Annotated in this window: 6 protein-coding genes; 4 read left to right on the top strand and 2 right to left on the bottom strand. The window is 65.0% G+C overall.

The genetic code is table 11. The annotated features are described in order from the left end of the window. Together QOC69_RS28900 and QOC69_RS28895 are read left to right on the top strand one after the other, a co-directional pair. Window positions 1-408: PrpF domain-containing protein (locus QOC69_RS28900; protein WP_526445953.1), on the top strand; the 408-nt coding region annotated here is incomplete at its 5' end. A gap of 774 nt (window positions 409-1,182) precedes the next feature. Continuing rightward, window positions 1,183-1,392, top strand: coding sequence for a hypothetical protein (locus tag QOC69_RS28895; RefSeq protein WP_526445952.1), 210 nt, complete (start codon window positions 1,183-1,185; stop codon window positions 1,390-1,392). On the opposite strand, the gene QOC69_RS28890 is transcribed toward QOC69_RS28895, so the two are convergent. Continuing rightward, a complete protein-coding gene (locus tag QOC69_RS28890; protein ID WP_526445951.1) occupies window positions 1,375-1,809 on the bottom strand; it encodes an oxygenase MpaB family protein in 435 nt (144 codons plus the stop codon). The two genes, QOC69_RS28895 and QOC69_RS28890, sit on opposite strands and share 18 nt — an antisense overlap. 28 nt (window positions 1,810-1,837) lie before the next feature. Then, window positions 1,838-2,521, bottom strand: a complete 684-nt coding sequence (locus QOC69_RS28885) for a cutinase family protein (RefSeq protein WP_526445954.1) — start codon at window positions 2,519-2,521, stop codon at window positions 1,838-1,840. Window positions 2,522-2,829: 308 nt separating this feature from the next. On the opposite strand from QOC69_RS28885, the gene QOC69_RS28880 reads away from it, so the two are divergent. Together QOC69_RS28880 and QOC69_RS28875 are read left to right on the top strand one after the other, a co-directional pair. Further along, window positions 2,830-3,840 (top strand): substrate-binding domain-containing protein, encoded by a 1,011-nt coding sequence (locus QOC69_RS28880; RefSeq protein WP_526445950.1) that lies wholly within the window; start codon window positions 2,830-2,832, stop codon window positions 3,838-3,840. Beyond that, window positions 3,837-4,648 (top strand): ABC transporter permease (locus QOC69_RS28875; protein WP_526445949.1); only part of this gene is annotated, 812 nt, incomplete at its 3' end. The genes QOC69_RS28880 and QOC69_RS28875, both read left to right, overlap by 4 nt.

The following is a 4,648-nucleotide window of genomic DNA, read 5'->3' as shown; positions in this document are numbered from 1 at the left end:
GAGGAGGCGACGACCAGCCGCCCGCACACGCCCAAGCTCGCCTTTGTCGCTAAACCGGCTCGCTACACGGCGTCCGATGGCCGCACGGTCGAGGCCGGCTCGATCGACCTTTTGGCCCGTATCTTCTCGATGGGCGTTCTGCACCACGCCATGACCGGCACCGGCGCAGTCGCCATCGCGGCGGCGGCGGCAATCCCCGGGACCGTGGTGCACCGCGTGGCACCGGTCGGCGCCGACGGCCGCGTGCGCTTCGGCCACCCGTCCGGCACCTTGACGGTGGGCGCGGAAGTGCGCGAGGAGGGCAATCACTGGAAGGTGAGCAAGGTCCTGATGAGCCGCTCGGCGCGCCGCCTGATGGAAGGCTGGGTGCGTGTGCCGCAAAACCTGACCGGGAGAAGCCGGTGCTGAAGATTCTGGGGTCGGGCCGTCTCGAGAAGACGTTCGCGTAAAAGCTCGAGCGCCTCTCGTTGACTCCCCAGAGCCAGCGGCTGGTCCAAAACCGAAAGGCCCAAAGACAAATCGGCCAGGAGCGACCGGCACGTTCGTTTCGTTGCCGGTGAAGACCTTCGGTTGCCGAGTCACCGTCTCAACTGCGGCGGACTCGCGGGGTGACGGCCAACGGAGCTCTCCCATGGGTGGGCGACCAGTATTCCAGCTGGCCACCATGCGGGAGTTCGGTTTCTCCTCAACCAGTTTGGTGGCTAGCGCCGATGACAAAGCCGCCCACGTCGAGCAGTCTTGAGATACATACCGAGGCAAAAGAAATGTGGAGGAACCGATGACTACGGTCAGCGCAGGCCGCTCGACGCGTAACCGGCGGCGGGTGCATCCGGCGGCAGGAACCGCTGCGGCAGCCATGGTGGCTGCGGCTACGGTCAGTGTCGGCGCACAGTTCATCGGTGTCACTCCACCGGCTAGCGATACCTCGCCGTACTGCGCCGAGGCTTACCAGTGCCTAGAGCGCGGAGCGGATCGACCGCTCACACATGGCCTAGACCCGCTCGCCCCATACGGACCCGCGATATCGAATTCCGGAAGGCCATCCGGGCCAGTCGCCAGCCCGCACGCCGGCGGCGCCGTCTGATCCCACGCTTGCACCAGCTGACGTGAGTACGCCGGCCGGACCGCGATTTTCAGCCGACATCGCCTGTAAGCGATGTCACCCAAATAAGGAGAAAAAAAATGAAACTGCAATACGTCGCAACACTGGCCATCGCCGCATCCGCGGCAGCCATTGGACTGGCACCGATCGCCGCGGCCGACGCAACCGTGCAGCAGAGCCCGGGAAATGCCCAAATCGTCGCTACTCCCGGGGCAGCCGCGCAAGAGGCCGCCCAGAACCAGCAGCCATTCGGCGGGGACTCGGGTGCCCTGCTATACCACCACCGCTGACAACGACCGCGCGCTTAGGGCGTGATTCGAGTTCAGTGTTGTCGAAACGTCCGGCCCCCCGTGAACAGTCTTCCGCCGACGGCGGTGTCGGTTCGGTCGGATCGAAGACGGAACTCGTGGTGGCGGTCGGGGGTGGTTCGACGAACGTTGCGTGCGCCCAGACGAAGGTCTCGGGTGGAAGCTACGCACCAACTGCCCCCACTCATGTGAGGTGGGTCCGCCGTAGACGATCGACATGATCGGTCCGATCGTTCGTTGACCGCGGGCGATCGGATCCTCGAAGAACACGGAGCGATGCTCGACGCAGGTGGCGAGCCCGGGCGGCATGTTCTGCAACATCGCTTCGCGCAGCCCGTTGGACAAGCGATACGTCTGCGTGTCAATAGTGAGGACCCATGGCGAAGGAAGCGAGTTCATCGTATCCAGATAGCCGGGGACGGAGCGGCTACAGTCGGCCGGCCACGAAGCTCGCCGCTTGCGCCGCCATACCGTTTGCGACATAGGAGCCGTGAGCGGCGGTGGGTGGTCCAGGGGGAGCGCCATTGCAGATCGTGTCGCCCGGTGCGCACAGGTCGATGGTCTTCGGGACGTAGAGCGGGCCAATGGTGATCTGCGGGGCGCCGGAGTCGCTCAGAAACTGATTCGACGGTTTGCCGAACAAGGTCACTGCGGCCACGTGGTCGGCTACCTCGGGCGGCATGGGTGGGGGTACGAACGCGGCAGGAACTCCCGGGGGCACGTCGGGCGAGGTGACAAAGCCCGCAACCGCCGCGCCCTGCGAGAACCCGCCCAGCACAATCCTGGCGTTAGGACAGTCCGCGATCGTTGACTGGATGTGGTTGCTCGCATCCCTGATGCCGTCGATGACGCTCAGGGCGAACTGCAGAGGATCGCCAAAGTCGTCGCTGGCGGCGTAGTTGACGGCGTACGCGTCGACCGACTTCGCACCAGTCTTCGAGCGCAACGCATCAACGAAGCCCTGCCCGATCCCGCCGACGCCGGGTGGCTCGTCGGTGCCGCGGGCGAACACCACCTCGACGTCGGGGCACGGTTGCGCGAGCGCGGGCGCGGCTGCGGTGCCCACCAGTGCCCAAGTAGCGATGAGAGTTGCGACGAACGCACGGATCATCAGGCCGACAAGCACTCGAAGCGGCCGTCCGTTGGTGTCGATCAAGACCACCTCGCCTTCCATCACCCGCGTGCCGCGATCGTCCCCGACGATGTTACGCAAGCGGGAGACGTGCGGCAGCGCGCGCAGAGTTCGCGCCTCATGGGGACTGCTGGACCTACGCCGTCGGTGATCGTCGCGGAAGCCACATGGGCTGAAATCGGCGGAAGCCATTTCGCGAAAGCGCATGCGCAAGCGCTTGCCTAGGTCCTAGGCTCCTGCAGAACACGCGGCGCGATCGGCGTCGCATCGGGGACAAGGGAGTCCACATGTTCGGAAAGCGCAACAGAAACATGCACGTGGTCGGGACGGTTCTCATGGCAGGCTCGCTGGTTCTCGGTCTGACCGCCTGCGGCGGATCGAATTCGGACAGCGTCAAGGTCGGACTGATCACCAAGACCGATTCGAATCCATACTTCGTCAAGTTGCGTGAGGCCGCCCAGGCGCAGGCCGACAAAGACGGCGCGAAGCTGATCGCGCTGGCGGGTGCCTTCGACGGTGACAACGAGGGCCAGGTCTCGGCCATCGAGAACATGGTCGGCCAAGGCGTGAAGGGCATCCTGATCACCCCGAACTCCTCCACCGGCGTGCTTGACTCGATCAAGAAGGCGCGCGACGCCGGCGTCATCGTCATTGCCCTCGACACCGCCACCGACCCCGAAGATGCTGTCGACGCCACCTTCGCCACCGACAACAAGGCCGCGGGCGTCAGCCAGGGCAAGTGGGTGAAGGCCGCGCTCGGTAACGCGGCGCCCCAGGTCGTGATGCTCGACGGCACCCCGGGTGGCACCGTCGACACGTTCCGTCATGACGGATTCCTCGAGGGCTTCGGTATCACGAACAACTCGCCGGAGATCGTCGGCCAGGAGAACACCAACGGCGACCAGACCAAGGCGCAGACCGCCATGGAGAACATCCTCCAGCGCGCTCCAGGTATCAACGCGCTGTACACCATCAACGAGCCGGCAGCCGCCGGTGCCTACCAGGCCATCCAGTCCGCCAACCGCGCAGCCCAGATCACCATCGGTTCGATCGACGGAAGCTGCACGGGCATCGCGGATGTGAAGGCAGGGAAGATCGGCGCGACGGTGTTGCAGTTCCCGGCGAAGATGGCCGAGCAAGGGGTGCAGGCCGTGGTCAAGTTCGCCAAGGACGGAACCAAGCCCAGCGGATTCAACGACACCGGCTCGCAGCTCGTCACCGACAAGCCCTTTCCCGGACTCCAGTCACAGGACACCGCCTGGGGCGAAAAGAACTGCTGGGGCACAGCTAGTTCATGACCACTGACGCTCCTGCGACAGCGAGGCCATCGGTAGCGAGCCGGCTCAACGTCGGGAACGTCCTGCGTGAGCCGTTGCTCGGTCCGCTGGCGGCACTCGTCATCGCCATCATCATCTTCAGTTCGATCGCGGATTCGTTCCTCAATCCGCAGAACGTGTCGCTGATCCTGCAACAGTCGGTGGTGGTCGGCATTCTCGCCGTCGGCCAGACGCTGATCATCCTCACCTCTGGCATCGATCTCTCGATCGGCGCGGTCGCCGTCTTCGGCACCATCGTGATGGCGCAGAGTGCGGGCGCCAACGGGCCGATGGTGGCGCTCGGCTCGACGCTCGTGGTGTGCGTGGCGTTCGGCGCGATCAACGGCGGGCTCGTCACCAGTCTGCGATTGCCACCGTTCATCGTGACGCTGGGAACGTTCACCGCTATACAGGCGGCCACCCGCCTGCTCGCGGGCTCGGAGACCTACCGCGTGGAGGACGGGCTGCTGACCTTCCTGGGTACGTCCTTTCGCCTCGGGTCGTTCTCGACCACGTTCGGTGTGGTCGCGATGCTCCTGGTCTATCTCGTGACGTGGTATGCGCTGTCCCAAACCGGTTGGGGTAAGCACATTTACGCCGTCGGTGGTAACCCACAGGCGTCAAATCTGTCGGGCATCAAGTCCGGGCGGGTGCTGTTGTCCGTATACATCGTGACGGGGGTAATCGCAGCCATCGCCGCATGGGCCGCCCTCGGTCGAATCCCGAACGCCGACCCGAACGCGTACCAGAACGCCAATCTCGAGACGATCACCGCGGTGGTCATCGGCGG

Origin of the sequence: Mycobacterium sp., assembly GCF_032162105.1 — a bacterium.
In the GTDB taxonomy this organism is placed as follows: Bacteria; Actinomycetota; Actinomycetes; order Mycobacteriales; family Mycobacteriaceae; genus Mycobacterium.
Note: the sequence above shows the minus strand (reverse complement) of the source record. Positions and strands in the feature narration are given on the sequence as shown.

Bases quoted from the DNA above. Each gene is read 5' to 3' on its own strand.
- QOC69_RS28895 (WP_526445952.1), top strand. From the start codon at position 1,183: ATGAAACTGCAATACGTCGCAACACTGGCCATCGCCGCATCCGCGGCA.
- QOC69_RS28890 (WP_526445951.1), bottom strand. From the start codon at position 1,809: ATGAACTCGCTTCCTTCGCCATGGGTCCTCACTATTGACACGCAGACG.
- QOC69_RS28885 (WP_526445954.1), bottom strand. From the start codon at position 2,521: ATGATCCGTGCGTTCGTCGCAACTCTCATCGCTACTTGGGCACTGGTG.
- QOC69_RS28880 (WP_526445950.1), top strand. From the start codon at position 2,830: ATGTTCGGAAAGCGCAACAGAAACATGCACGTGGTCGGGACGGTTCTC.